Origin of the sequence: Burkholderia humptydooensis (assembly GCF_001513745.1) — a bacterium.
Taxonomy (GTDB): domain Bacteria; phylum Pseudomonadota; class Gammaproteobacteria; order Burkholderiales; family Burkholderiaceae; genus Burkholderia; species Burkholderia humptydooensis.
Map to the genome: position 1 here is coordinate 45,899 of NZ_CP013380.1, position 23,318 is coordinate 69,216.

Sequence of the window (23,318 nt, forward strand, 5' to 3'; positions counted from 1 at the left end):
GACGAAAGGCCCGGCGTGAGTGGCCGTCGAATGCCGCGGGGTCTCGCAGGAGATCGGGCGAGCGCGGCGGGAAAAGCGGCGGATGCGGGAGAAGCGGGAAGGGCGGCACGGCGCGGTGGCCAGCCGTGCCGCGCGGCGGATCAGAACCGCGTGCGGATGCCGGTCGTCAGCTCGAGCTGGTTGGTCGCGCCGTGCGTCGACGCAACCGTGTAGCCGCCGTGCAGGCGCATGTAATCGCCGGCGAGATACAGCTCGGTGCGCTTCGACAGGTGGTAGAACACTGAGCCGTACAGCGTTTCCTTGAAGCCGTTGCCGACGCCCGACGTGAGGCTGAAGTTGCCGATGTTCGCGTTCGGCACATTGCCGTCGCTGTTGTAGGCGGCGTTGTGCACGCGCATCTGCTGATAGCCGAGTTCGTAGTCGAGCGGGCCCTTCGGCGCGACCTTGAACGATACGGTCCACGCGTTGTCCTGGCGCTGGCCGAGCGCGCCCTGATCGCCCAGGTAGCGGAAATAGCCGGCGTTCACGCGGAAGATGTCGAACGTGTAGTTGCCGCCGACCGAGAACGACTTGTTCGCGTAGCCCGCGTGGTTCACGTGGCTGAAGAAGCCCGACACGTTGAACGGGCCGCCGTTGTAGCCGAGCGCGACCTGGTAGGTCGAGTTCTGCCCGAAGCTCGTCGAATTGCTGAACGCGTAGCCCGCGCTCGCGAAGATGCCGTTGCCGAACAGCTTCTTCCACGCGAGGCCGTTGTTGTAGCGCGTGCCCGTCGCACCCGCCGCGTAGAAGATCATCTGCTTGAAGTTGTTCGCGTTCGTCCAGCCGCCTTCCTCGGTCGTCAGCTTCGCCGAGCCGTACGGGTCGCCGTAGATCGCCGCCGCGTCGCGCGCGATCGTGTTCTGAAAGCCGGCGGTGAGCTTGCCGAACGTGTCGTTTTCGATGCCGACCCATGCGTCGCGGTCGAAGATCTGGCCCGGGTCTTCCATGTTGCCGTCGGCAACCGTGTATTCGCTTTCGAGCCGGAAGATCACCTTCGTGCCGCCGCCGATGTCCTCCGCCCCCTTCAAGCCCCAGCGGCTGCCGCTGAACCACGGCTCGCCGCCGAGCCCCATGCCGATCACGTGATCGCCCTTCGCGTTCGCGTGCGACTGATAGGTGGGAAAGCTCAGGTCGATGAGCCCGTAGAGCTGGACGCTCGACTGCGCGTGCGCTTGCGGCGCCGCGCAGGCGGCCGTCGCGATGGAAAGTGCCAGGTATTGTCGTTTCAAGATCGTCCCCTCCGGTATCGTGTTGACCGCCATTCTTTCGTAGTACGCAGCGTCGGCTGCGCAGACGCGGTGCGATGCGCGTCGAACGGCCACGTCATCGTAGTGGGCGCAATCCTTCGCGGCGCTTTCGCGCCGGCCGAGGAAATCTCCGGATAAGTACGGGGTGGTGCTCGTTTTTCGGCTGGGTCAGGCGAGGGCGCCGCGCTCGAGGCCCGGCGCGGCGGCTCATTCGGCCGCGTCCTTCGTCCGAAGAATGTAGCCGAGCCCGCGCAGCGTGATGATCTGCGCGAGCGAGCCCGACAGGTGCTTGCGCAGGCGGTGGATGTAGATGTCGATCGCATCGGCGCTCGGCTCGTCGTCGAGGCCGTACACGCTATCCATCAGGCGCGCTTTCGATACCGTCTTGCCCTGCTGGAGCATCAGCGTTTCGAGGATCGCATGCTCGCGGCGGCGCAGCGCGAGCGGCACGCCGCCGCACTGGAATTCGCGTGTCGCGAACAGATAGACGAGATCGCCGCATGCGAGCTGCGTCACGCCGACGCCGCATTGCCGCCGGATCAATGCGCGAATCCGCGCGACGAGCTCGCGCGATTCGAACGGCTTCACGACGTAATCGTCGGCGCCCGCGCTGAAGCAGTCGACCTTGTCGTCGACCGAGCCGTGCGCGGTCAGCATCAGCACGGGCACGTTGTCGCCGCGGCGGCGCAGCCGCGCGAGCAGCTCCTTGCCGCTCATGCCGGGCAGCCGCATGTCGAGCAGCAGCGCATCGTAGCGCTGCGCCTTCAGCACCGTATCCGCGCTCTCGCCGTCAGGCGCCGAATCCACGCCGAAGCCTTCGCCGCGCAGCAGATCGATGATCCAGTGCGCGAGTTCCGCGTTGTCTTCCACGAGCAGCAATTTCATCAGGACACTCTCAATTGCGATAGGCGGGCAGCCGCACGGTCATCCTCACGCCCCGGTTGCCCGGGCCCGTCGCGAGCGAGACCGTGCCGCCGTGCGACTGCGCGATCTCCTCGACGATCGCGAGCCCGAGGCCCGTGCCTTCCTCGTCCTTTGCGACGCGATAGAAGCGCTTGAACACGTGCGGCCGCGCTTCGGCCGGAATGCCGGGGCCGTCGTCGACCACGTCGAGCACCACCGCGTCGCCGTCGCGCCGCGCGCTCACCGTCACGCGGCCGCCTTCGTGCGTATAGCGCACCGCGTTGTCGACGAGATTCATCAGGAGCGCCGACAACAGGCTTTCGCTGCCCGCCACCAGCAGATCGTCATCGAGCTCCGCGCCGAGATCGATGCGGCGCCGCTCGGCGAGCACGATCGCCTCCTCGAGCACGCCCGACACGACGGCCGCGACGTCGACGCGCGCGGCGAGCCGCGCGGGCGACGCGGCTTCCGCGTGCGCGAGCAGGAGCAGCTTGTCGGTGACGTCCGCCATCCTGCGGCTGCTGCGCTGCATCGACGCGAGCAGCCCGGCGAGCGCCGCGTCGTCGCTCTCGCGCTGCCGCGCGCACTGGATCTGCGTGTCGATCACCGCGATCGGCGTGCGCAACTGGTGCGCGGCGTCGGCGATGAAGCGCCGTTGCGTCGCCGCGTGCAGGTTCAGCCGCGCGATGCACTGGTTGATCGCGTCGACGATCGGCCGCAGCTCGAAGTGGAGCCGCTCGGTGCGGATCGGCTCGAGCTCCATCGGCCCGCGGTCCGCGACGTCGTCCTTCAGCTTCATCAACGGCCGCAGCTCGAACGTGAGCCCGAGATAGACGAGCGCCATCGCGAGCGCGAGCATCAGCGCGAGCCGCCAGAGCTGCGGATGCCAGATCGCCGCGATCATCATCTGCCGCGACGTCTGCGTCTTGCCGACGACGACCGTCACCGTTTCGGTGTCGCCCGCGTTGTAGAGCTCGCGCGTGTACGCGACCGCGCGGATCTCAAGCCCGTTGAGCGCCGTGTCGAACAGCACCGGCTGCGCGCCGGGCGCGGCCGGCGCGGCCGGGCCGGCGAGATCGGGGTTGCCGGCGAGCAGCCGGCCGCCGCCCGTGCGAACCTTGTAGTACACCTGATCCCGCGCGGGCGACTCGAACAGCTCGAGCGCGGCGGGCGGCACGTTCGCGACGAGCGCGCCGCTTTCCCAGTCGACGTCCTCCGCGATCGCGCGCGCGGACGCGACGAGCGCGCCGTCCTGCACGAGGTCGGCGGTCTTGCGCGCGGTGTCGTACGACATCGCGCCCGCGATCGCGACGAACACGGCAAGCGGCAGCAGCAGCCACCAAAGCAGTCGGCCGCGCAGGCTGTGCGACATGCCGTTATCCCCCAACTCCAGCGCAGAAAACGAAACGGCGCACCGAAGATGCGCCGTTTCGTTGATGCATCGTCTTCAGAACGCGGCGGGCCGCCACTTCAGGAGCCGCTTCTCGAGCCGGGTCAGCAGGAAGTCGGCAGCGAGCGCCACGACGGCGAGCACGATCATCGCGGCGAACACGCCGCTCGCGTTGAACGCGCCCTGTGCGGTCGAGATTAGCAGACCGATGCCTTGCTTGGAACCCAGAAATTCCCCGACGACCGCGCCGACGAGCGCGAAGCCGAAGCTCACGTGCAGGCTCGCGAGAATCCAACTGAGCGCGGACGGAATCACGACGGAGGTCGTGATCTGCCGGCGCGACGCGCCGAGGATCTGCGCGTTCGCGATCAGGTAGCGGTCGGCCTCGCGCACGCCCTGGAACGCGTTGCCGAACACGACGAAGAACACCATCACCACGGCGAGCGCGATCTTCGACGCCATCCCGAGGCCGAGCGCGATCACGAACACCGAGCCCAGCACGACGCGCGGAATCGAGTTCGCGATCTGGATGTAGAGGCCGAACACGTCGGCGAGCAGCTTGTTGCGCCCGAGCACGATCCCGCAGAAGACGCCCGCGACCGAGCCGATCAGAAAGCCCGCGATCGTCTCCTCGAGCGTCACCCACACCTGCAGCAGCAGCGGGCCCTGTGACGTGCCGTTGACGAACCAGTCCTGGATCTGCGCGGCGATCAGCGACGGCATCGAGAAGAAGAACGGGTCGATCCACTTGAGGCGCGCCGCGATCTCCCAGCCGCCCAGCGCGACGACGAGCACCGCGATGCGCAGCCCGACGATCAGTTGCCGGCGCCGCTGCAGCCGGCGCTGGGCGGCGCGCTCTTCGTCTTCGAGCGAGGTGGTGGTGCCAAGCGGCGTCGGAAGCGTCATGTCAGTCATGCTCCAGTCCTTTCCTGTTTATGCGATCTGCACTTCTTCGCGCAGGTCGTGCCAAATGTCCTTCGAGATTTCGATGAAGCGCTGCTCGTAGCGCACTTCCGACGTGATGCGCGGGCGCGGCAGATCGATCTCGTACACGCGCTTGAGCGTCGCCGGGCGCGACGTCAGCACGAACACGCGGTCCGCGAGCGCGATCGCCTCCTCGAGGTCGTGCGTGACGAACACGACGGAGCCCTTGTTCGCCGACCAGAGCTGCAGCAGCTCGTCCTGCATCAGCGTGCGCGTCTGCATGTCGAGCGCCGAGAACGGCTCGTCCATCAGCAGGATCTCGGGCTGGTTGATGAACGTCTGCGCAAGCGCGACGCGCTTTCGCATCCCGCCCGACAACTGGTGCGGGTAGTGCTTCGTGAATTTCGCGAGCCCGACGCGGCGAATCCATTCCTCCGCCTGCGCGTATGCGGATTCCTTCGAGCGGCCGCGAAAGAGCGGGCCCGCCGCGACGTTGTCGATCACCGTGCGCCACGGGAACACCGCGTCGGCCTGGAACACGAAGCCGATCCGCGGATCGATGCCGTCGACGGGCTTGCCCATCACGCGCACCTCGCCGGACACGGGCTTCAGGAGCCCCGTGATCAGATTGAGCGTCGTCGATTTGCCGCAGCCCGTCGGGCCGACGATCGCGACGAACTCGCCGCGCGCAACCGACATCGTGAAGTCGTGCAGCGCGACGGTCGCACGGCCGTCCGGCGAGATGAAGCGGCACGACACGTTGCGAAACTCGATCGCGGGCGCATGGGCCGAAACATGTTGATTCATCGCTAGAAGTCCTGCATCGGAACCGGCGCCGTCCGTGCGGCGCCGGCGGCCCTCGCGAGCCTGGTTCAAAACTGATCGCGCGTCGGGCGCGGCGCTCGTTTCACGCTCACTTCGCGCTCACGAACTCGTTCGTATAAGTCTTCGACAGATCGATGTGCTTGCCCTTCACCGAAGGGTTGAACGCGGACAGCACCTTGAGCACCGTCGCCGGGCCGTCGGCGGGCATCCTGCCGTCGGGCGTGTACATCGGCAGCGACGCCTTCAGCGCGCTCACGTAGAGCGCCTTGTCCTTCTGGTAATCGGCGGGCATCTTCGCGGCGATCTCTTCCGCGCTGTGCGTGTGGATGAACTGCATCGTGCGCGCGAACGCGTGCGCGAGCTTTGCCGCCTGCGCCTTGTGCGTGTCGGCCCACGCGGACTGCACATACAGGCTCGCCGCCGGATACGTGCCGCCGAGCGCGGCGCGCGTGCCGTCGAGCGTGCGCAGATCGACGAGCACCTTCGCGTCGCCGTTCTTCTCGAGCACCGACACGGTCGGCTCGGTCGTCATCCCCGCGTCGATGCGGCCTTGCTTGACGGCCGCGATGAAGCTCGCGTCGGCGCCGACGGGCAGCATCGTGTACTGGTTCGCGGCGATTCCGTGCTGCTGCGCGAGGTACTGCGTGAGGAAGCTCGTCGACGAGCCGAGGCCCGTCACGCCGAGCGTCTTGCCCTTCACGTCGGCCATCGACTTGATCGCGCCCGCGGCTTTCGTCGACACCATCTCGACCTCGCCCGGCACCTGGCCGAGCACGGCGATCGCCTTCACGTCCTTGCCCTTGCTCTGCAGGTCGATCGTATGATCATAGAAGCCGACGACACCCTGCACCGCGCCCGCGAGCAGCTCGTTCTCGGCGTCGACGCCCGCCGGCTGCGACTGCAGATCCACGTCGAGCCCTTCCGCCTTGAAGTAGCCGAGCTCCTGCGTGAGACGCGCGGGCAGGTAGATGAGCTTCGTGATGCCGCCCACCATGATCGTGATCTTGCCGCCGTCGTCGGCGAAGGCGGGCTGCGAAGCGAAGCCGAAGGACAGGCCGGCCGCGACCGCGGCCAGGCTGAGCGCGCGAAGAGTGGTGCGCATCGGGAGTCTCCAATGTTGTCTGTATCGAGCGATGCTTGCTGCATCGTCGAAACGAGTATAGGGAGACGAAACCTTCCGCAACCTTTCGCGAGCGCGGCTTTCTTTTAGGGGTTTTCCAGCAACGCCGGCGGCGGCGGGGCGAAGCGCCCTTGAACGGCGCTAAGCCGCGCCCAGCATCGCCGGCACGCCGAGCCGGCTCGCCGTCCAGCCCGCGCCGTACAGGCCGAGGCCGAAGATCGCGTGCGCGACGACGCTGTGAAAGCGCGCGGCGGCCGGCCGCGGCGTGCGGCTCGCCGCGATGCCCGCGCCCATCGCCGGCTGCATCACGAAGAACGGCGCCGCGACGCTGCCGATGCCGACGGCGAGCGCGGGCCCGAGCGTAGGCGCCGCCGCCCAGCCGAGGCCCCAAAGCGCGAGCAACAGCGCCGCGAACGCGATGCCGATCAGATAGTGCGCGAGCCAGCCGAGCGCGCGCTCGCCGGCCATGCGCGGCGACGCGGCGATCGGCGCGTGGCGCACGCGAGCGCGCGCGAGATGGCCGAGCCAGCGGCCGACGAGCCCGTAGTCGAGCGACGGAACGCCGAAGCAGCGCTTGCGCACGAGCGCCCAGACGTCCATCGCGACGGTCGCACCCGTGCCGATCACGAGCGCGCAGACGGCAAATGCGAGCGCGTCAGACACCGACGGCCTCCTTGCGCGTCGACCACTTCGCCGGCGCCCGCGCTTTGACGAGCCAGCACGCGGCCATGAAGCGCACATCGGCGCCGTGCACGTAAGGGTCGAACGCGGCGCGCACCGTGTCGACGACCCGCGCGCGCATGGCGTCGTCGAGGTCCGCGAACATCTGGCCGACCGGGCCGAACCGGCTGAAATGGCCGATCAGCTCGCGCTCGGGCAGTGTGCATTCGACGTCGATCGGCCGCACGTCGACGCCGCGCCAGCCGCTTTGCGCGAGGACGGCTTCGATCCGCCGCACGTCGCCGAAGAAGAACTGGCCGGGCGCGTCCGGCTGCCGCGCGGGCAGGCTCGGCAAGAGCGGCGCGGCCGCGCGCTCCGCCGTCGTCATGAACGGGTTCTCCGCCGCGCCGCGCCACGCAATGAACGCGAGCGGCGCGTCGGACGACGCGGCGCGCAGCAGGTTCGCGAACGCGTCGACGGCGTTCTCGAAGAACATCACGCCGAAGCGCGAAATGATCGTATCGAAGCTCGCCGGCGCGAACGCGTGCGTTTGCGCGTCGGCGTGAACGAAGCTCGCCGGCACGCGTTCGCGCTCGGCGCGGCCGCGCGCGGCGGCGATCAGCGGCTGCGACACGTCGACGCCGACGCAGCGGCCCTGCTCGCCGAGCATGCGCGCGACGGCGAGCGTCGTCGCGCCCGCGCCGCAGCCGACGTCGAGCACGTGCCGCCCGCCGCCCGCGCGGGCCGCCTCCACGAGCAGTTCCGCGAACGGCTCGAACATCCGGTCGAGCATCTGCTGCGCGTCGGCCCACGCGCGCCCCGCGCGGCCGTTCCAGTGCGCCGCCTGTCCACTGTATCCGCTGTATCCGCTGTCTCCGTTATCGCTCCGATCCGTGACGTTCATCGTCGTGCTCCAGTGCTTGCCTTCGAGAGGCCGGAGCTACACTATGCCAATTCAAGTCCACTTGAGGTCAAGCGCGTGGGAAACCTGGATATCGCCGAGGTCGCGCAGCGCTCCGGCGTGCCCGCGTCGGCGCTGCGGTACTACGAGGAAAAGGGGCTGATTGCATCGACGGGCAGGCGCGGGCTGCGCCGCACGTTCGATGCGCGTGTGCTCGAGCGGCTCGCGTTGATCGCGCTCGGGCGCGCGGCGGGCTTTTCGCTCGACGAGATCGCATCGATGTTCGACGCGCAAGGGCGGCCGAGCATCGACCGGGCGATGCTCGCCGCGAAGGCGGACGAACTGGACAGGACGATCCGCAAGCTGATCTCGATGCGCGACGGCTTGCGGCACGCGGCCGCGTGCACCGCGCCGAGCCACATGGAATGTCCGAAGTTCCGGCGGATTTTGCGGGCCGCGTCGGACGCGCGCCGGACGAAGAAGGCGCCGCGGCCGCCGCGCGGCTAGGTCGCGGCGGTTGGGGCGGACGCGCATCGTCGCGCGATCGGCCGATGCCGGAGCCGGCACGCCGCTCGATCTCAATGCATGCCGGCCGCGACACGTCCGACGAAATCGACGCCGGTATCGAACAGCCGCCCGACGAACGGAACCAGGTTCGGCGCCATCAGTTGAACGAGCAGCAGGCCGACGAGCATCGTCACCGGAAAGCCGACCTGGAAGACCCCGATCTGCGGCGCCGCGCGATTGAGGATGCCGAGCGCGAGGTTCGCGATCAACAGCGCCGCGACGACAGGCAGCGCAAGCAACAGCCCCATCTCGAAAATCGCCGCGCCGAACGCGACGAGCGTCTGCCAGCCGGCCGCGCGCAGCAGATCGGCCGAGATCGGCACGAGCCTGAACGAATCGACGAGCGCGGCGAACACCTGCAGATGCCCGTCGAACGCGAGAAACGCGAGGATCGCGACCGCGTTCAGGAAGCGCCCCATCACGGGCGTCGCGCCGCTTGCGTGCGGATCGAAGAAGGTCGCGAAGCCGAGCCCCATCGACAGGCCGATGATGTCGCCCGCCGCCTCGATCGCCGCGAACACGATCTGCATCGTGAAGCCGAGCGCCGCGCCGATCAGGAACTGGTTGACGATGATCCACACACCCTGCGCGGAGAACACGGTGACGACGGGCATCGGCGGCAGCGTCGGCGTGACGACGAGCGCCATGAAGCCCGCGAGCCCGATCTTCACGCGCACGGGCGTCGCGCGGTGGCCCGTCACCGGCGCGATCGCGACGAGCGCGAGCATCCGCACGAACGGCCACAGGAAGGCGGTGAGCCATCCGTTCAGTTGCGCGTAAGTGACGGAGAACATCGGTCGGTGTCGAAGGCTAGGACGGAGCGGAACAAGCCGATGAGCCGGAAGAACCGGACGAGTCAGACGAATCGGGCGGGCGCGCCGCGCGAAGCAACGGCGTCAGCCCGCGCCGAGCGTCGCGACGCGCAGCAGGGTCTCGCGCAGGTAGTCGATCATCGTCGACAGCATCCACGGCCCGGCGATCACCATCGTCGCCGCGACCGCGAGCAGCTTCGGGATGAACGACAGCGTCGCCTCGTTGATCTGCGTCGCCGCCTGGAACAGGCTGACGACGAGGCCGACCGCGAGCGCGACGAGCAGCAGCGGCGCGGCGAGCAGCAGGCCGATGGACATCGCCTGATGCGCAAGCGTCATCACGTTTTCGGGGGTCATCTCGACTCTCCTCGATCTACCGGTCTAGGTGAAGCTCTGCGCGAGCGAGCCGATCAGCAATTGCCAGCCGTCGACGAGCACGAACAGCATCAGCTTGAAAGGCAGCGACACCGTGGCGGGCGAGACCATCATCATCCCCATCGACATCAGCACGCTCGCGACGACCATGTCGATGATGAGGAACGGGATGAAGATCGTGAAGCCGATCTGGAAGCCCGTCTTCAGCTCGCTCGTGACGAACGCGGGCACGAGGAGCGACAGCGGCACGTCCTCCGGCCCCTGCATCGGCGCGGCCTTCGAGATCTTCGCGAACAGCGCGAGATCGGTCTCGCGCGTCTGCTTCAGCATGAACGTCTTGAAGGGCGCGGCGCCGCGCTGCACCGCCTGGTCCATCTGCAGCGTGCCTTCGGAAAACGGCTTGTACGCGTCGGCGTAGGCGCGGTCGAGCACGGGCGACATCACGAACAGCGTGAGGAAGAGGGCGAGGCCGACGAGCACCTGGTTCGGCGGCGTCGACGCGGTGCCGAGCGCCTGCCGCAGCAGCGACAGCACGATGATGATCCGCGTGAAGCTCGTCATCATCAGCAGCATCGCCGGCAGGAACGACAGCATCGTGAGCAGCAGCATCGTCTGCACGCTCAGCGAGTAGGTCGTGCCGCCGTTCGGGCCCGGCGCCGAGTTGAACGCCGGCAGGCCGGCCGCCTGCGCGCACGCGAGCGCGGGCGCCAAGCCGATCAGGATGGCGGGCAGCCAGCGTAGCGCGCCGCGCGGGAAAGCGGTTTTCATCGAACGACTGCCGGAGTGGGCGTGCGCGCGTGCGGCGGCATCCGCGCGCGGCGCGACGAAACGAAGGCGCATGTCAGCGATCCTTGCCGCCGTCGCGCTTGAAGCGCTTCGCGGCCTCGCCGAGCATCGCGTCGCGAAAGCGCGCCCCGAAGGAAGCGCCCTCGGGGAACGGGCCGGGCGCGCCGGACATCGCCGTGCCGGCCGGCGCGCCGGGCGCACGGGGCAGGCCTGCGCCCGCGGACGCGCCGCCCGCCGCGCCGATCACGCCCGCCGCGCCGGCGGGCAGCGTGTGCAGCAGGCGCACGTTGCCGGGCGCGACGCCGAGCACGAGCCAGGTATCGCCGATCTCGACGACGGTCGCGCTCTCCTTGCCGCCGACCGCAACGCTCGCGACGATCTTCAGTGCGCCGCCGCGGCGCTGCGGCTGAAAGCCGAAGCGCCGCGCGAGCCACGCGCAGCCGAACACGAGGCCGATCACGACCGCGAGCCCGACGAGCGTCTGCAACACCGCGCCGACGCCGAGCGACGGCGCGGCCGAGCCGACGACGACGCCCGATGCGAGCGACGCCGCGTGATTCACCGCGTTCATGTCGGCGGCCGATGCGGGCAGCGCCGCCGCGCCGGCCGCGAGCACGGCAAGCGAGGCACGCGTCAACGCCGCGAGCGGCGCGCTGCGCGGTTTCATCGGTTCAGCTTCCGGATGCGTTCGGACGGCGTGATGATGTCGGTGAGCCGGATGCCGAACTTGTCGTTGACCACCACCACTTCGCCCTGCGCGATCAGACAGCCGTTCACGAGCACGTCCATCGGCTCGCCAGCGAGCCCGTCGAGCTCGACGACCGAGCCCTGCGCGAGCTGCAGCAGGTTGCGGATCGCGATCTTCGTGCGGCCGAGCTCGACCGTCATCTTGACCGGGATGTCGAGGATCAGGTCGATGTCGTTGTGCGTCGAGCTCGCCACGGCCTTCGACAGCGGCCGGAACACGCCGGCGCCCGTCGCGCCCGTCTCGATCGGCTGCTGGTTCTGCTCGGCGAGCGCGGCCGCCCAGTCGTCCATCGCGGCGTCTTCCTGCGGCGCGGCGGGCGCGGCGGGCGCCGCGCCGTCGGCCGCGGCGGCGCTCGTCGCGGCGTCCGCAAACGCCTGTTCGTCGATGCCGTCGGCCTCGGGGGTCGAGTTCAACTCAGTCATATCCACCTTCCTTCATCGTGTCGCTTGCGCTGATCATCTTCTGCACGCGCAACGCGTACTGGCCATTGAAAATGCCGTATCCGCACTCCATCACCGGCACGCCGTCGACCTTCGCGCTGATCGATTCCGCGATGTCGAGCGGCAGCACGTCGCCCGCGCGCAGGTTGAGAATCTTCTCGAACGTCGTCGGGACCTCGGCGAGATCCGCGACGAGCTCCACTTCCGCCGATTGCACCTGCTGCGACAGCACGCGCACCCAGCGGCGGTCCACCTCGAGCGCCTCGCCCTGGATCGGCGAGCTCAGCACGTCGCGGATCGGCTCGATCATCGAGTAGGGCATGCAGATGTGCAGCGTGCCGCCCGTCGGCCCGAACTCGATCGAGAACTGCGTGACGATCACGATCTCGTTCGGCGTCGCGACGTTCGCGAACTGCGTGTGCATCTCCGAGCGCACGAATTCGAACGCGAGCGGCCGCACGCTCTTCCACGCGCTCGCGTAATGCTCGAACACGAGATTGAGCAGCTTGCCGATGATCCGCTGCTCGGTCGCCGTGAAATCGCGGCCCTCGACGCGCGTGTGGAAACGCCCGTCGCCGCCGAACAGGTTGTCGACGACGAAGAACACGAGGTTCGGATCGAACACGAACAGCGACGTGCCGCGCAGCGGCTTCACGTGCACGAGGTTCAGATTGGTCGGGATCGGCAGGTTGCGGGTGAACTCGCTGTACTTCTGCACCTTCACCTGGCTCACGGAGATTTCCGCCGTGCGCCGCATGAAGTTGAAGATGCCGATCCGCAACAGGCGCGCGAAGCGATCGTTGATGATCTCGAGGCCGGGCATCCGGCCGCGGACGATCCGCTCCTGCGTCGCGATGTTGTAGGGGCGAATGCCGGACGCCTCGGCCGGTTCGTCGGCCGAGTCGTCTTCGCCCGTGACGCCCTTGAGGAGTGCATCCACCTCCTCCTGGGACATGAATTCTTCGTGGCCCATGCGCGCTCCTTTGCCGGCGGCGTTATTGGACGACGAACTCGGTGAACAGCACGTCGTCGACGCGCGCGCTCAGGTTGCCCGGCTGAGTCGGCTGCTCGATCAGCGTCTTCAGCTCGTCGGCGAGCGCGTGCTTGCCTTCGAGCGTCGCGAGCTGCTCGGGATGCTTGTTCGACAGCGCGAGCAGGATCCGGCTGCGCAGCTCCGGCATGTGCTGGGTCAGGTACTCCTGCGCCTTCGGATCGGTCAGCTTCAGCGAGAGGCCGACGCGCAGGTAGTGCTGAGCGCCGTCGTCCGACTGGAGATTCACGGTGAGCGGCTCGAGCGCGAAGAACACGGGCACCGCGAGCGGCGGGGGCGCGCTCGGCGCCGCGCCGCGCGCGCCTTCCTTCGACAGCACGAAATACGTGCCGCCCGCGGCGGCGGCGGCGGCGACGATCCCGATCAGCAGGAAAAGGACGACGCGCTTGAGCTTGCCGGACGAGGCCGGTTTGTCGACGGTCGGGTTTGCGGTGGTAGCCATGACGTGCCTGCGGGAAGACTCTAGGTAGCCTGCATTGTTCGGCATCCGGGCCGCGCACGATGGGCGGAATAGAGGGGGGATTTGCGGCTATCTCAGCCGTTTGTCCGTCGGGCGGGCGAGGGCGGCGGGGGCGATCGGGCGCGGCGGACACGGCCGGGCGCAAGCGATGCGGCGGGCGAGAGCGGCGGGCGGGCCTGGCTGTGCGGGCGAAAAGGCGGGGCGAAAAGGCGGGGTGAGCGGGAGGGAGGAACGGGGGAAGAACAGGACGATGCGGACGGGAAATTCGGGCTGACCGGACGCGAACCGCCGGGCGCCGGCCCGGCGAATCAGATCGGCAGCAACGTCAGCAACGGCGCGATCAGCACCATCGCGACGCCCGCGATCATCATCGTGAGGCTCGACACGACGCCTTCCTCGCTGCCGATCTCGCGCGCCTTCGCGGTGCCCACCGCATGCGCGGCCGCGCCGAACAGCGCGCCGCGCGCGAGCCGCGAGCGCAGCGGCACGAGCGCGAGCACGAATTCGCCGACGAGCATCCCGCAAATCCCGGTCGCGATCACGAAGAGCGCGGTGAGGTCTCGCGGCGCGTGGATCCGGTCGGACACGGCGAGCGCGAACGGCGTCGACACCGAGCGCGTGACGAGGCTGCGCTGCAGCTCGGGCGACAGGTGCAGCAGCTTCGACAGCAGCAGCGACCCGCAGATCGCGACCGCGATCCCGACGACGACGCCCACCGCGAGCGAGAACCAGTGGCGCTTCATCAGCTCGCGGTATTCGTAGATCGGCACGGCGAACGCGATCGTCGCCGGGCCGAGCAGCCACATCAGCCAGCGCGTGTCGCGGAAGTAGACCGCGTACGGAATGCCCGTCAGCGCGACGAACGAGACGAGCACGGCCGGCACGAGCACGAGCGGCGAGAAGAACAGCGTCTTGCGGTACGCGTAGAGCCGCTTCGACGCGAAATAGAGCGCGATCGTCAGCGCGAAGCAGCCGGCGGAAATCGCGGCGCTCGAAGGCGCGGCAAGCAACGAGAGATCGGGCGTCGTCATGATGCAGTCCTTGGAACCGATGCCATAAACGAATGGAAGTGAAACTGGGGCGCCGGCCTCAGGCCCGCGTGCGGCGGCGGCCGGCGCGCACGCGCGTCACCGCGAGGCGCCGTTCGAAGCCCGCCGCGACGTCGACCGCGATCGCAACCGACAGCATCACGAACGTGGTCCCCGCGACGACGACGAGCGCGAGCCGCCAGCCGTCCGCCTTGAAGAGCCCGCCGTACTGGACCGCCGCGACGGTCGCCGGGATGAAGAAGAGCAGCATGTCGGACAGCAGCCAGTTCGCACCGTCCTTCACCCAGCCGGGCGCGACGCGGCCGGACAGCAGCAGCGCGAGCAGCACCGCGAGGCCGACCACGCCGGACGGCACCGGCACGCCGAGCGCGCGCACCGCCCAGTCGATCGCCGCCCACAGCGCGCCGAGCGCCGCCGTCTGCAGCGCGATGCGCGCCGCGCGGCCGGTGCGCGCGGGCGCCGCCGCCGGGCGGGCCGCCGCTGCTGCCGTAGCCGAGATCCTGCTCATCGAACGCTCCCGAAATGCCTTGCTTTACAGAATGGAGGCAGTATAGGATTCACGCGTTCATAAATAAAATGACTTGGTTCTATAAAAACCATTCCGTTTGGGAATCTTCACCGATTCGCTCACTGAACAGGAGTCGCCGATGGAGCTGCGCGCGTTGCGTTATTTCGTCGAGGTCGTCAGGCAGCAGAGCTTCACCGTGGCGGCCGAGCAGATGCACGTCACGCAGCCGACGATCAGCAAGATGGTGAAGGCGCTCGAGGACGAAATCGGCTCGCCGCTGCTGCTGCGCGACGGCCGCCAGATGGTGCTGACGGACGCCGGCCGGATCGTCTATCAGCGCGGCCAGGACGTGCTCGCCGCGCAGGCGCAGCTTCAGGCCGAGCTGAACGATCTCGGCACGCTCGGGCGCGGCGAGCTGACGATCGGAATCCCGCCGCTCGGCAGTTCGCTGTTCACGCCGGCGATCGCCGCGTTCAAGCAGCGCTATCCGGGAATCGAGCTGAAGCTGTTCGAGGAGGGCGCGCGCATGATCGAAGAGGCGCTCGTCGCGGGCGAGCTGGAGCTGGGCGGCGTGCTCGAGCCCGTCGATCCGGCCGTGTTCGACGTGCTGCCGATGGTGCGCGCGCCGCTGCATCTCGTCGCGCCGCACGGCTCGCGCTGGGACGCCGACGAATCCGTGCCGCTCGCCGACCTCGCCGACGAGCCGTTCGTGTTCTATGCGGAAAGCCTCGCGCTGCACGACGCGGTGCTCGACGCGTGCCGCAAGGTCGGCTTCACGCCGCAGATCGTGAGCCGCAGCGGCCACTGGGATTTCATGGCGGCGCTCGTGCACGCGGGCGTCGGCATCGCGTTGCTGCCCGAGCCGTATTGCCGGCGGCTCGACGCCGCGCAGTTCACGTGCCGGCCGATCGTCGAGCCGGAGATCGCATGGGCGGTCGCGATCGGCTGGCTCAAGAAGGGATATCTGTCGCACGCGGCGCGCGCGTGGCTCGACGTCGCGCGCGAGAAGGGCCCCGTCGATCCCGGCGACGATCTCGCGTTCGGCAGCCTGCGCGCGCGCTGAGCGCGGCGCGGCGCGGCGCATGACTCGCATGACGCACGGCGCGCGCCGCCGCCCGCCGCTCAGTGCCCCATCGCGGGCCCGGCCCCCTTCCTGGGCTTCGTCACCCACACGAGCGCCGCAAGCGCGACGAATCCGACCGCCGAAATGTAGAAGAAGTCGTTGGTCGCCATCATGAAGCCCTGCTGCGTGACGATCTGGTTGATCTGGGCGGTCGACACGTCGCCCATGATGCCGAGCCGCGCGAGCGCGCCTTGATAGTCGAGCGTGCTCTGCGCGTAGACGTTCACCGATTCGGCGAGCCGCGCGTGGTGATAGATCGCGTCGTTTTCCCAGAACGTCGAGCTGACCGCGGTGCCGATCGCGCCCGACAGCGTGCGCAGGAAGTTCGACAGCCCCGATGCGCTCGCGAGCCGCTCGTCGGGAATGCTGGAGAGCGTGATCGTCGTCATCGGCACGAAAAAGCATGCGACGCCGATCCCCTGCACGAGCCGAGGCAGGATCACGTGGTTGAACGGCACGTCGAGCGTGAACGTCGAGTTCCAGATCGACACGCCGGCGAACACGACGAATGCGAAGCTCGCGACCATCCGCAGATCGAGCCGGTGCATGTTGCGGCCGATCAGCGGCGACAGCACGAGCGCGAGGAAGCCGACGGGCGCGGTCGCGAGGCCGGCCAGGCCCGCCGTGTAGCCCATCACGGTCTGCAGCCACAGCGGGAAGATCACGACCGAGCCGAAGAACGCCATGAAGCCGAACGAGATGATCATCGCGCCGAGCGCGAAGTTGCGATCCTTGAAGAGCGACAGATCGACGACCGGCTCCTTCTCGGTGGCCTCCCAGGCGAGCATGAACGCGAGCGACACGACGGCGATCAGCGCGAGCGACGCGATGAACGTCGAATTGAACCAGTCGCGGTCCTTGCCGAGGTCGAGCATCATCTGCAGGCACGACACGCCGATCACGAGCAGCGCGAGCCCGATCGCGTCGATCCGCTGCTTCGTCGTCTTCGTCTCGCGGCCGCGCAGCAGGAAGAACGCGCACGCGGCGGAAAACATGCCGATCGGCAGGTTGATGTAGAAGATCCACGGCCACGTGTAGTTGTCGGTGATCCAGCCGCCCATCACGGGGCCGAAGATCGGCGCGACGATCACCGTCATCGCCCATAGGCCGAGCGCGAGCCCGCGCTTCGCGGGCGGATAGCTGCGCATCAGGATCGTTTGCGACAGCGGCACCATCGGGCCGGACACGAGCCCCTGCAACAGCCGGAACGCGATCAGCGATTCGAAGTTCTCCGCGAGGCCGCAAAGCGCGGACGCGATCGTGAACGCGAGCACCGACAGCGTGAAGAGCCGCACCTCGCCGACCCGCCGCGCGAGCCAGCCGGTCAGCGGCACCGCGATCGCGGAGGCGACCGAATACGACGAGATCACCCAGGTGCCTTCGCTCGTCGCGACGCCGAGGCTGCCGGAGATCGTCGGCACCGCGACGTTCGCGATCGACGTGTCGAGCACCTCCATGAACGTGCCGAGCGCGAGCCCGACCGTCAGCAGCGCGAGCGTGCCGCCCGACAACGGCGCGGGCTCGGCGGGAAGGGAAGCGGAAGCGGGGGCCGTCGCAGCCATGCGTCAATTCTCCTGAGGGGCGACTGTTGCCCCGACATGCTTTCGTGCATCGATATCGGCCGGCAGTAAGTGTCTTGTCAGCTTCTGCCCAGACAGATAAATGTGCGGCAAACGGGCCGCGATCCGAAGGTCGTTCATGGCCTTTCCCGGTCAGCGATCGCCCGGCGGCGGCGCGGCGATCGACGCGGCGCACGCGGAATCGGCCGCGCCCGGCGCGTTCGCGATGAAGCGCCGCAGCAGGTCCGTCAGGAGCGCGAGCTCGTCGGCCGAGAAGCCCTCGAGCTGCGCGTTCAGCTCGGTCGCGATCAGCGCGGGCAGCGCCTGCGCGGCCCGCGCGCCGCGCTCGGTCAGCGCGAGCTCGATCACGCGGCGGTCCGATTCGCTGCGCGCGCGCGCGATGAAGCCCTTCTTCTCGAGCCGGTCGAGCATGCGCGTCATCGAGCCGCTGTCGTACGACAGCTTGCGCGACAGCTCGAACGGCGTGCGCGCATAGCCACGCGCGAGCAACAGGATCACGCTGATCTGCTGCGCGGTCAGCTCGAGCGGGCCGAGCGCGCGATCGAGCCGCTCGACGAGCGCCTGCCGCGCCTTCGTCAGGTAATAGCCGAGGCTCGATTCGAGCTCCATGTGCTCCGGGTCGTAAAGGCCGCTCATCGTCAAGCTGTCCGGTCGATTGCACGAACCGCAACAGTGCTTTCCAGGAAAAACGCCGCCAGTATCTTGAATATTTATTGCATAGTCAATATTATTTCGGTCAATGAGTTATACGCTTAATGCGCCGCCAGAGACAATGTTCTGACTCGCTCGTTCTGACCTGCTTAGCACGCGCCGCCGCTTTTCGTTCGGCATGCGTCCCGAGGATTTCCCCATGCCGTTCCTGAAACATGCCGCCGGAGCGCTGCGCCGCAACCTCTCCGACACCGCCCGTCATACGCTGTCCGGTCCGCATCGCGGCTGGAAGATCGCGCTGTACGCGGCGCTGCTGATCGTGCCGGGCGGCTCGCTCGCGGCGCTCGGGTTCGCCTGGTTCGATCAGCGGCGGCACCGCGGCGCGCGCAACGGCGGCGGCCGGGCCACGTCGGTTCAGGAACCGTCGACGCCGCAGCCATGCCTCGCCGCTGCGCATGGCGAGCCCGCCCGCTGCTGCTCGTGAAAGGCCGTCCGCGCACGGCTGCCGACGCGCGCGTAACGCGCGGTAAACCGATCCGCCACGCCGGTAACACATCCGGCCCCATCCGCGCCTTAACCTAGCGTCTGCGCATTCCCGCACCCGTCAGTTACCATTTCGGCCACGCCGTCGGCGTTTCGGCCGCATCGCCCGCTCGCCCGGTTCACCGGCGGCCGCCTCGACAGGAATCCAGAACATGCCGCATGTCCCACATCCGCGCGCGCGCCGCGCGCTGAGCGCCGCCGTCGCCGCAGCGGCCGCCGTGCTGCTCGCCGGCTGCGCGGTCGGGCCCGACTATCACCGCCCCGACGCGGCGATTCCCGCCGCGTACAAGGAAGCCCCGCCCGGCTGGAAGGTCGCGCAGCCGGCCGACCGCGCGGACCGCGGACCGTGGTGGTCGGTCTACGACGATCCGCAACTGAACGGGCTGATCGACAAGCTCAACGCGTCGAACCAGACCGTCGCGCAATATGCGGCCGCGTACCGGCAGGCGCGCGCGCTCGTCGCCGAGGCGCGCGCGTCGTATTTCCCGACGCTCGGGCTGACCGCGAGCGAATCGCGCGCGTCGAGCGCGCTGTCGTCGGGCACCGCGTCGCGCGGCACGACGCGCACGATCGGCAACACCTACAGCGTCGGGCTCGACGCGTCGTGGGAGCCGGACCTGTGGGGCAAGGTGAGCCGCACGGTCGGCGCGCAGAAGGCGGGCGAAGCGGCCGCCGCCGCCGATCTCGCGAACGCGCGGCTGTCCGCGCAGGCGACGCTCGCGCAGACCTATTTCCAGTTGCGCGCCGCGGACGCGACGCAAAAGCTCCTCGACGACACCGTCGCGTCGTACCAGAAATCGCTGCAGCTCACGCAGAACCAGTATGCGCAGGGCGTCGCCGCGCGCTCGGACGTGATCCAGGCGCAGACGCAACTGCAATCGGCGCAGGCCGCCGCGATCGACAACGGCATCGTGCGCGCGCAGTACGAGCACGCGATCGCGACGCTCGTCGGCGAGCCGGCATCGACGTTCGCGCTGCCGCCGATGCCGCTCACGGCCGAGCCGCCCGCGATGCCGATCGACGTGCCGTCGGCGATTCTCGAGCGGCGGCCCGACGTCGCCGCCGCCGAGCGGCGCGCGGCCGCCGCGAACGAGCAGATCGGCGTCGCGATCGCCGCGTTTTTCCCGACGCTCACGCTGTCCGCCTCAGGCGGCTTCCAGAGCTCGGTGTGGTCGCAGCTCTTCACGCTGCCCGCGCGCTTCTGGTCGGTCGGCCCGCAGCTCGCCGCGACGCTGTTCGACGCGGGCCTGCGCGCCGCGCAGACGGAAGCCGCGCGCGCGACCTACGATCAGGACGTGGCCGCGTACCGGGCCGCGGTGCTGTCCGCGTTCCAGGACGTCGAGGACAACCTCGCGTCGCAGCGCATCCTCGAACAGGAAATCGTCGTGCAGCGGCAGGCGGTCGAGTCCGCGCAGCATGCGCTCGACATCACGCTCAATCAGTACAAGGCGGGCACCGTCGGCTATCTGAACGTGCTGACCGCGCAGACGACCGCGTTCAGCGCGCGGCAGAAACTCACGACGATCATCGGGCAGCGGATGGTGTCGTCGGTCGGGCTCGTGAAGGCGCTGGGCGGCGGATGGGACGTGTCGCAGATCGCGCGCGAGACAGGTGGCGTGCAGGCGCCCGCCGCGCTGCCGGCATCCGCGCCGGCTGGGGCGGCGGCACCGGCAGCCGCGCCGGCGGCGGCCGTTCGTCCGGCGGACCGGTCGGCGGCCGTGGTCGCGACGGCCGCGACCGATGCGCCGGCTGTTCGAACGAGCGCCACGCCCGCGCAGTGACGAAACCGGCCGGCGGCCCGCCGGTCGGCGCATCGGCGCATCGGCAACTTGCCGCCTTCGGCGTCAGCGCGCCGCGTCGCCGTAGATCAACGACACCGCGCCGCCGCCGATCGGATGGCCGAGCAGGTTCAGCAGGCCCGCGAGGTTGTCGCGCTGCTCGGGCGCGGCGCTCGCGGTGCCGCGAAACGACGCGCCCGTCGCGCCGAAATTTCCTTGCCCCGACATCATCAGCGGCCCTTTCGACGTCGACAGGTCGAGCGTCGAATTCGCGCCGCGCGCCTCGAGCACCGCGCGGTACGACCCGAGCGGCTTCACGCGCGACACGCGCGAGCTCATGTCGGTGATCGTCACGGTGAGCTGGCCGAACGCGTCCTTGCCGAAGAGCCGCCAGTCGGTCCAGTCGAGCCGCACGTCACCCTGCAGGTCGAGCGTGTTGAACGGCGTGCCGAGCCCCGCGAGCAGCGACGCCGGCACCGCCATCGCCCCCGCCGACAGCACCGCGCCGCGCAGCGTCGCATCGAGCGTGACCCCGTCGGGCATCGCGTCGGTCTGGCGCAACCGCATCCGCACGCGCCCGGTGAAGAGCGGCCAGAACTGCGTGCGCCATTCGACGCGTCCGGGCAACAGCGTCGACGCGCTGCGGTCCGCGCCGGGCGCGAGCAGGAGCGTCGCCGAGCCGCGCCAGAGCGAGCCTTCCGGGTCGACGAGATTGACGTGGCCGCCCGTCGCGCGCGCGAACTGCGGCGTCACCCACGACGCAGGCAGCAGCGCGACGAGCGTGACGAGCATCGCCGCGCCGCCGACGACGACCCACGGCGCGACGCGCCGGATGCGCATCGGCCAGGTCATCGGCATCCGGGCACTCCGCCGGCCGTATAGCGCATCGACATCGCTCACTTGACCGACGCCGGCTGCAGCACGGCCGTCAGATCGACCTGGCCGTCCTCCTTGAGCGCGCTCACGTGCGCTTCGACGACCTGCGCCTTGAACTGGCGGCGCACGTCGTCGAGCCACTGCGTCCACGCGGGGAACGACGCGTTTTTCAACTGGATCTGCACGCCGCCGCCAACGACTTGCGGCGCCGCCGCCGCGAGCCCGTGATCGGACAGCGACGCGGCGAGCGCATCCTTCAACGCGACGCCCGTCGGCGCGACGCCTTGCGCCGCGCCCGCGAGCGAGCGCGCTTCATTCGCCTGCGCGGTCATCTCGGCGAGCTCGTGACGCATCGTCGGCAGCTCGCGCTGGATTCGCGCGCGGCCTTCCTGCGCGGGCGACCACAGCACCGAATAGGCGATCGCCACCGCGAGCGCCGCGCCGCCCCAGCCAAGCAGCAGCTTCTCGCGCGCAGTGCGGCCCTCCCAGAACTGGGTCAGCGCTTCGTTGAACTCCGTTTTCATGACCGGCTCCGAATGGTCCACTTGCCCGTGCTGCTGTCGATCTCGCCCGTGAGGCCGTTGCGCGCGAGGCGCTGCGCGAAATCGGGGTCGACCTTGGTCTCGGGCTTGAAGCCGACGTCGAGCCGGCGATCGTGATAGTCGAGCGACGCGATGCCGTTCGGCGGCAACGGCCCGAGCGAGCGCGCGAGGCCGCTCGCGAGCGACAGGAAATCGTTCGGCGACAGCTCGCCCGCCGCGATCCGCAGCCGGTCGAGCTGGCGCGTCATCTGCGCGGGCGGATCGAGCACCGTCGTCGTCTTCGGGAACGCCGACAGCAGCGTCTCGGTGATCTGCGCGGCGAGCGCGTCGCGTTCGCGCGAGAGCTTCCACCAGTGCGCGTTCGCGCCGATCACCGCGACGACGAGCGTCACCGCCGCGAGCGCGAGCGGCGCGCGCAGGCGCATGAATGTCGCGCGGTCGAAGCGCCACGGCGCGAACTCGAATTCGAACTGGCACAGGTCGAAACGGGCGTCGAGCGCGCGGCGCACGAGCGCGTCGAACGGCCAGATCGCGGCGCCCGGCAGCAGGCGCTTGTCGTCGAGCGGCCGCACCGACGCGAGCTGCGGCTCGGCGCCCGGCTCGCCGAGCTCGTAGAGCTCGAGCGGCGTGCCGTTCGCGAGCGCCTCGAGCGTCGTCACCGCGGTCGACACCGGCGCGGCGAAGCCTTCGCCGAGCGCGCCGCGCGCGAGCGCGAGCTCGACGCGCGGCGCGGCGGCCACCTCCGGCAGCAGCGCCGCCGATTCCTCGGCGAGCGACGGCGCGCTCGCCGTCGCGGCCAGGCCGAGCGCGACCGCGACGATCGATTCGGCCGGCGCAACGGCGTCCGCCGCCGCGCCGTCGGCGGCCGCGTGGCCGCTGCCCGGCGCGCCGGCCGCGGCTTCGCGCGCGGCCGACTGCTCGAGCGCGGCAACGGCCTCGGCCTCGGCCGCTCCAGCCGCATCGCGCCGTGACGCAGGCGGCAGGCAGCGCGTGACGGGGACCGCGCGCAGATGGCGATGCCCCGCCGCGGCGAACGCGTCGACGATGAACTTGAACCACGCGCGGTCGATCACCGCGAGCACGCGGCGCCCGCCGTCGAGCGCCGCCGGGTCGACTGCGATATGGCAGCCCTGCGGATCCTGGATCAGTTGATCCTCGATGATGTTCGGCAGCGCCTGCTTCAGTTTCGGCCCTTTCAGCGGCGGCACCGTCTGTTCGAGCATCAGCAGGTCGCGGGCGGCGACGACGAGCACCGTCGTCGCCGCCTGAGGCAGCAGCGCGAACGCCGCGCGGCCCGCGCGCTGCGTGTGGCCGCTCTTGTCGACGAGCGCGAACGGCAGCTCGGGCCATTGCCATTCCTGCAACGGCACGGCCGGCTCGCGCGGCGGCAATAGGACAATCAACGTGCTCAAGAGCTCCT

26 protein-coding genes are annotated in these 23,318 nt (G+C 69.3%); 4 read left to right on the top strand and 22 right to left on the bottom strand.

The genetic code is table 11. The features are described 5' to 3' along the window. Positions 1-140: 140 nt before the first annotated feature. The 8 genes from AQ610_RS00205 to AQ610_RS00240 form a co-directional block, all read right to left on the bottom strand. Complete coding sequence (locus AQ610_RS00205) at positions 141-1,268, bottom strand: porin (protein WP_080594869.1); 1,128 nt, start codon at positions 1,266-1,268, stop codon at positions 141-143. 225 nt (positions 1,269-1,493) lie between these two features. Beyond that, on the bottom strand, positions 1,494-2,171 hold the full coding sequence (locus tag AQ610_RS00210; protein ID WP_006024011.1) for a response regulator: 678 nt from the start codon (positions 2,169-2,171) through the stop codon (positions 1,494-1,496). A gap of 10 nt (positions 2,172-2,181) precedes the next feature. Further along, on the bottom strand, positions 2,182-3,561 hold the full coding sequence (locus AQ610_RS00215) for a sensor histidine kinase (protein WP_006024010.1): 1,380 nt from the start codon (positions 3,559-3,561) through the stop codon (positions 2,182-2,184). A gap of 75 nt (positions 3,562-3,636) precedes the next feature. Beyond that, positions 3,637-4,485 (bottom strand): ABC transporter permease, encoded by an 849-nt coding sequence (locus AQ610_RS00220; RefSeq protein WP_006024009.1) that lies wholly within the window; start codon positions 4,483-4,485, stop codon positions 3,637-3,639. Between the two features lie 27 nt (positions 4,486-4,512). Next, on the bottom strand, positions 4,513-5,310 hold the full coding sequence (locus AQ610_RS00225) for an ABC transporter ATP-binding protein (RefSeq protein WP_009910853.1): 798 nt from the start codon (positions 5,308-5,310) through the stop codon (positions 4,513-4,515). A gap of 106 nt (positions 5,311-5,416) precedes the next feature. Then, on the bottom strand, positions 5,417-6,430 hold the full coding sequence (locus AQ610_RS00230) for an ABC transporter substrate-binding protein (protein WP_006024007.1): 1,014 nt from the start codon (positions 6,428-6,430) through the stop codon (positions 5,417-5,419). A gap of 159 nt (positions 6,431-6,589) precedes the next feature. Further along, positions 6,590-7,111, bottom strand: coding sequence for a DUF2938 domain-containing protein (locus tag AQ610_RS00235; RefSeq protein ID WP_006024006.1), 522 nt, complete (start codon positions 7,109-7,111; stop codon positions 6,590-6,592). Then, complete coding sequence (locus AQ610_RS00240) at positions 7,104-8,012, bottom strand: class I SAM-dependent methyltransferase (RefSeq protein WP_006024005.1); 909 nt, start codon at positions 8,010-8,012, stop codon at positions 7,104-7,106. The genes AQ610_RS00235 and AQ610_RS00240 overlap by 8 nt, the downstream gene beginning before the upstream one ends. Positions 8,013-8,087: 75 nt before the next feature. Here AQ610_RS00240 and AQ610_RS00245 point away from each other — a divergent pair, with 75 nt between their 5' ends. After that, positions 8,088-8,516 carry a helix-turn-helix domain-containing protein gene (locus tag AQ610_RS00245; RefSeq protein ID WP_006024004.1) on the top strand — a complete coding sequence of 143 codons (429 nt, stop codon included), beginning with the start codon at positions 8,088-8,090 and terminating at the stop codon, positions 8,514-8,516. Positions 8,517-8,587: 71 nt separating this feature from the next. Here AQ610_RS00245 and fliR read toward each other — a convergent pair whose 3' ends face one another. From fliR to AQ610_RS00290, 9 genes are all read right to left on the bottom strand, one after another. Beyond that, positions 8,588-9,370 carry a flagellar biosynthetic protein FliR gene (fliR, locus tag AQ610_RS00250; protein ID WP_006024003.1) on the bottom strand — a complete coding sequence of 261 codons (783 nt, stop codon included), beginning with the start codon at positions 9,368-9,370 and terminating at the stop codon, positions 8,588-8,590. A 102-nt stretch (positions 9,371-9,472) separates the two neighbouring features. Further along, positions 9,473-9,745, bottom strand: a complete 273-nt coding sequence (gene fliQ, locus AQ610_RS00255) for a flagellar biosynthesis protein FliQ (RefSeq protein WP_006024002.1) — start codon at positions 9,743-9,745, stop codon at positions 9,473-9,475. Positions 9,746-9,769: 24 nt separating this feature from the next. Next, positions 9,770-10,531 carry a flagellar type III secretion system pore protein FliP gene (gene fliP / locus AQ610_RS00260; RefSeq protein ID WP_009910845.1) on the bottom strand — a complete coding sequence of 254 codons (762 nt, stop codon included), beginning with the start codon at positions 10,529-10,531 and terminating at the stop codon, positions 9,770-9,772. 73 nt (positions 10,532-10,604) lie between these two features. Continuing rightward, positions 10,605-11,216 carry a flagellar biosynthetic protein FliO gene (gene fliO, locus AQ610_RS00265; RefSeq protein ID WP_045554814.1) on the bottom strand — a complete coding sequence of 204 codons (612 nt, stop codon included), beginning with the start codon at positions 11,214-11,216 and terminating at the stop codon, positions 10,605-10,607. After that, positions 11,213-11,719: a flagellar motor switch protein FliN gene (fliN, locus tag AQ610_RS00270; RefSeq protein ID WP_043281888.1), complete on the bottom strand. Its 507-nt coding sequence runs from the start codon at positions 11,717-11,719 to the stop codon at positions 11,213-11,215. The genes fliO and fliN overlap by 4 nt, the downstream gene beginning before the upstream one ends. Beyond that, complete coding sequence (gene fliM / locus AQ610_RS00275) at positions 11,712-12,710, bottom strand: flagellar motor switch protein FliM (protein ID WP_006023998.1); 999 nt, start codon at positions 12,708-12,710, stop codon at positions 11,712-11,714. The genes fliN and fliM overlap by 8 nt, the downstream gene beginning before the upstream one ends. Positions 12,711-12,732: 22 nt before the next feature. Next, positions 12,733-13,230, bottom strand: coding sequence for a flagellar basal body-associated protein FliL (fliL, locus tag AQ610_RS00280; protein ID WP_006023997.1), 498 nt, complete (start codon positions 13,228-13,230; stop codon positions 12,733-12,735). Between the two features lie 326 nt (positions 13,231-13,556). After that, positions 13,557-14,279, bottom strand: coding sequence for an LrgB family protein (locus AQ610_RS00285; protein ID WP_006023996.1), 723 nt, complete (start codon positions 14,277-14,279; stop codon positions 13,557-13,559). A 58-nt stretch (positions 14,280-14,337) separates the two neighbouring features. Continuing rightward, on the bottom strand, positions 14,338-14,805 hold the full coding sequence (locus AQ610_RS00290; protein ID WP_006023995.1) for a CidA/LrgA family protein: 468 nt from the start codon (positions 14,803-14,805) through the stop codon (positions 14,338-14,340). 139 nt (positions 14,806-14,944) lie between these two features. Here AQ610_RS00290 and AQ610_RS00295 point away from each other — a divergent pair, with 139 nt between their 5' ends. After that, positions 14,945-15,868, top strand: a complete 924-nt coding sequence (locus AQ610_RS00295; protein ID WP_009910831.1) for a LysR family transcriptional regulator — start codon at positions 14,945-14,947, stop codon at positions 15,866-15,868. Positions 15,869-15,927: 59 nt separating this feature from the next. Here AQ610_RS00295 and AQ610_RS00300 read toward each other — a convergent pair whose 3' ends face one another. Together AQ610_RS00300 and AQ610_RS00305 are read right to left on the bottom strand one after the other, a co-directional pair. Then, on the bottom strand, positions 15,928-17,490 hold the full coding sequence (locus AQ610_RS00300; RefSeq protein ID WP_043281887.1) for a DHA2 family efflux MFS transporter permease subunit: 1,563 nt from the start codon (positions 17,488-17,490) through the stop codon (positions 15,928-15,930). Between the two features lie 150 nt (positions 17,491-17,640). Next, complete coding sequence (locus tag AQ610_RS00305; protein WP_006023992.1) at positions 17,641-18,150, bottom strand: MarR family winged helix-turn-helix transcriptional regulator; 510 nt, start codon at positions 18,148-18,150, stop codon at positions 17,641-17,643. A gap of 208 nt (positions 18,151-18,358) precedes the next feature. Between AQ610_RS00305 and AQ610_RS00310 the strand changes: the two genes are divergently transcribed. Together AQ610_RS00310 and AQ610_RS00315 are read left to right on the top strand one after the other, a co-directional pair. Then, complete coding sequence (locus tag AQ610_RS00310; protein ID WP_009910829.1) at positions 18,359-18,643, top strand: hypothetical protein; 285 nt, start codon at positions 18,359-18,361, stop codon at positions 18,641-18,643. 211 nt (positions 18,644-18,854) lie between these two features. Next, a complete protein-coding gene (locus tag AQ610_RS00315; protein WP_006023990.1) occupies positions 18,855-20,483 on the top strand; it encodes an efflux transporter outer membrane subunit in 1,629 nt (542 codons plus the stop codon). A gap of 63 nt (positions 20,484-20,546) precedes the next feature. On the opposite strand, the gene AQ610_RS00320 is transcribed toward AQ610_RS00315, so the two are convergent. From AQ610_RS00320 to gspL, 3 genes are read right to left on the bottom strand one after another with little or no spacing between them, the layout of a single operon-like run. Beyond that, positions 20,547-21,338: a type II secretion system protein N gene (locus AQ610_RS00320; protein ID WP_006023989.1), complete on the bottom strand. Its 792-nt coding sequence runs from the start codon at positions 21,336-21,338 to the stop codon at positions 20,547-20,549. Positions 21,339-21,376: 38 nt separating this feature from the next. Continuing rightward, entirely contained in the window at positions 21,377-21,880 is a 504-nt protein-coding gene (locus tag AQ610_RS00325) for a type II secretion system protein M (protein WP_006023988.1), read from the bottom strand. After that, the gene (gene gspL, locus AQ610_RS00330) at positions 21,877-23,310 is read right to left on the bottom strand and encodes a type II secretion system protein GspL (protein WP_043281885.1); all 1,434 of its coding nucleotides are present in this window, start codon (positions 23,308-23,310) and stop codon (positions 21,877-21,879) included. Before gspL ends, AQ610_RS00325 begins: the two co-directional genes overlap by 4 nt. Between the last annotated feature and the right edge of the window lie 8 nt (positions 23,311-23,318).

What these genes read in the sequence shown, in the direction of transcription:
- AQ610_RS00290 (WP_006023995.1), bottom strand. Translation starts at nt 14,805, where the DNA reads ATGAGCAGGATCTCGGCTACGGCAGCAGCGGCGGCCCGCCCGGCGGCG.
- AQ610_RS00295 (WP_009910831.1), top strand. Translation starts at nt 14,945, where the DNA reads ATGGAGCTGCGCGCGTTGCGTTATTTCGTCGAGGTCGTCAGGCAGCAG.
- AQ610_RS00320 (WP_006023989.1), bottom strand. Translation starts at nt 21,338, where the DNA reads ATGCCGATGACCTGGCCGATGCGCATCCGGCGCGTCGCGCCGTGGGTC.
- AQ610_RS00230 (WP_006024007.1), bottom strand. Translation starts at nt 6,430, where the DNA reads ATGCGCACCACTCTTCGCGCGCTCAGCCTGGCCGCGGTCGCGGCCGGC.
- AQ610_RS00285 (WP_006023996.1), bottom strand. Translation starts at nt 14,279, where the DNA reads ATGACGACGCCCGATCTCTCGTTGCTTGCCGCGCCTTCGAGCGCCGCG.
- fliP (WP_009910845.1), bottom strand. Translation starts at nt 10,531, where the DNA reads ATGAAAACCGCTTTCCCGCGCGGCGCGCTACGCTGGCTGCCCGCCATC.
- AQ610_RS00210 (WP_006024011.1), bottom strand. Translation starts at nt 2,171, where the DNA reads ATGAAATTGCTGCTCGTGGAAGACAACGCGGAACTCGCGCACTGGATC.
- AQ610_RS00220 (WP_006024009.1), bottom strand. Translation starts at nt 4,485, where the DNA reads ATGACGCTTCCGACGCCGCTTGGCACCACCACCTCGCTCGAAGACGAA.
- fliQ (WP_006024002.1), bottom strand. Translation starts at nt 9,745, where the DNA reads ATGACCCCCGAAAACGTGATGACGCTTGCGCATCAGGCGATGTCCATC.
- AQ610_RS00310 (WP_009910829.1), top strand. Translation starts at nt 18,359, where the DNA reads ATGCCGTTCCTGAAACATGCCGCCGGAGCGCTGCGCCGCAACCTCTCC.
- fliN (WP_043281888.1), bottom strand. Translation starts at nt 11,719, where the DNA reads ATGACTGAGTTGAACTCGACCCCCGAGGCCGACGGCATCGACGAACAG.
- AQ610_RS00300 (WP_043281887.1), bottom strand. Translation starts at nt 17,490, where the DNA reads ATGGCTGCGACGGCCCCCGCTTCCGCTTCCCTTCCCGCCGAGCCCGCG.
- fliM (WP_006023998.1), bottom strand. Translation starts at nt 12,710, where the DNA reads ATGGGCCACGAAGAATTCATGTCCCAGGAGGAGGTGGATGCACTCCTC.
- fliR (WP_006024003.1), bottom strand. Translation starts at nt 9,370, where the DNA reads ATGTTCTCCGTCACTTACGCGCAACTGAACGGATGGCTCACCGCCTTC.
- fliO (WP_045554814.1), bottom strand. Translation starts at nt 11,216, where the DNA reads ATGAAACCGCGCAGCGCGCCGCTCGCGGCGTTGACGCGTGCCTCGCTT.
- fliL (WP_006023997.1), bottom strand. Translation starts at nt 13,230, where the DNA reads ATGGCTACCACCGCAAACCCGACCGTCGACAAACCGGCCTCGTCCGGC.
- AQ610_RS00240 (WP_006024005.1), bottom strand. Translation starts at nt 8,012, where the DNA reads ATGAACGTCACGGATCGGAGCGATAACGGAGACAGCGGATACAGCGGA.
- AQ610_RS00225 (WP_009910853.1), bottom strand. Translation starts at nt 5,310, where the DNA reads ATGAATCAACATGTTTCGGCCCATGCGCCCGCGATCGAGTTTCGCAAC.
- AQ610_RS00215 (WP_006024010.1), bottom strand. Translation starts at nt 3,561, where the DNA reads ATGTCGCACAGCCTGCGCGGCCGACTGCTTTGGTGGCTGCTGCTGCCG.
- AQ610_RS00325 (WP_006023988.1), bottom strand. Translation starts at nt 21,880, where the DNA reads ATGAAAACGGAGTTCAACGAAGCGCTGACCCAGTTCTGGGAGGGCCGC.
- AQ610_RS00315 (WP_006023990.1), top strand. Translation starts at nt 18,855, where the DNA reads ATGCCGCATGTCCCACATCCGCGCGCGCGCCGCGCGCTGAGCGCCGCC.